Source organism: Xylanibacter rarus, from assembly GCF_001275135.1.
In the GTDB taxonomy this organism is placed as follows: Bacteria; Bacteroidota; Bacteroidia; order Bacteroidales; family Bacteroidaceae; genus Prevotella; species Prevotella rara.
Genome location: NZ_LFQU01000072.1, coordinates 1 through 1514, shown reverse-complemented (window position 1 = coordinate 1514; position 1514 = coordinate 1). Strand labels below are relative to the sequence as shown.

At 34.7% G+C, this 1514-nt stretch carries 1 pseudogene; it reads right to left on the bottom strand.

The features are described from left to right. Positions 1–206: 206 nt before the first annotated feature. Positions 207–1514, bottom strand: a pseudogene (locus ACU52_RS14520) (AMP-binding protein); the annotation flags it as partial.

Here is a 1514-nt window from a genome sequence, read left to right as displayed (position 1 = left end):
ATTTAAATGCAAACATGAGATACATCAACCGAACATTCATAGAAGCAGTATAAATTTCTTTATTGCAACAGATAAAACTTAAAGTCTACTATAAAAAAGCAAGAAAGATGCTGAATAACAAATCTGTTATCAACGTCTTTCTTGTATGAATATTTATATCTCTCAATATTGAGTGAACACAGAAACCATATTCAGAAAAGTAAATTCTAAATATCAATATCTTTATAGAGATATCTTTTTATACTCTTTTTAGGTGTCTTTTCAAATTCTTCATCTTGAAGTCTTATCTTGGAAATCTTGCAATAAGATGGCATTACCTGATTCAATTCGGCCATATTCTGTTCCATAATATTCTGCAAATCATCTTTCGAAAAGCCTAAATTTCTTGCTTCCTCATAATCAGGATATACCAATGCAACAAGTTTGTCATCTTTCTGTATCACGAGACTTTCCACAACCATTGCCATACTATTTAGCTTATCCTCTATTTCCTCGGGATAAATATTTTGACCATTTGCCCCCAAAAGCATATTCTTGCTTCTACCCTTAATAAAAACATTACCGTCTGCATCTATTAAGCCTAAATCACCTGTATGATACCAGCCATCTGAGTCCAAAGCCTGGTGAGTTGCTTCTTCATTTTTATAATATCCTAACATAACATTTGTTCCACGGGCCAAAATCTCACCAGGAACATTATATGGGTCTGGACTATCAATTTTAACTTCCATATGTATCACAGCCTTACCACACGACATCGGGACAAAATCATGATAATCGGAATATGTTATAATCGGAGCACATTCTGTTGCACCATAACCAACGGTAATCGGAAAATCTATACTCTTCAGGAAAGACTCTACTTCCTGATTAAATGCAGCCCCTCCAACAATTATTTCATACAGGTTACCACCAAAGGCATTATAAACCTCTTCGCATATTCTCTGCTTAACTTTTTTACTTATAACCGGCATGTTGAGCAATAAGCGCATCTTATTATTTTGAATCTTAGGAAAGACTCTTTTTCTTATTATCTTCTCAACAACTAAGGGGACAGCAATAATTATTGCCGGTTTTATATCCTTAAATGCTTGTGCAATAATCGCAGGACTAGGTACACGTGTCAAGAAGAATATATGGCATCCATGACAAAATTCAAACAAAAACTCAAAAGCCATTCCATACATATGCGCCATAGGCAAAATACTTACAGTGTTTGAACCTCTGGAAATATTTTTTCCTAAAGCATTCATTGCGAAATCCAAATTTCCCCATAATGCCCTATACGGCAGCATAACACCCTTCGAGAACCCCGTTGTTCCACTTGTGTAATTAATCAAAGCAAGTTCATCAGGACTTTGTTCAATATAATAATGTATATGATTTTTTCTAAATGCCTTAGGATATTTCCTTCCAAACAACTCATTTAGATGCTCTCGTGCATATGTTAACTTGTCTGTGCGCGAAACACCAATGAATAATCAGGTATATATATTATACCTTCAAGACTTGGC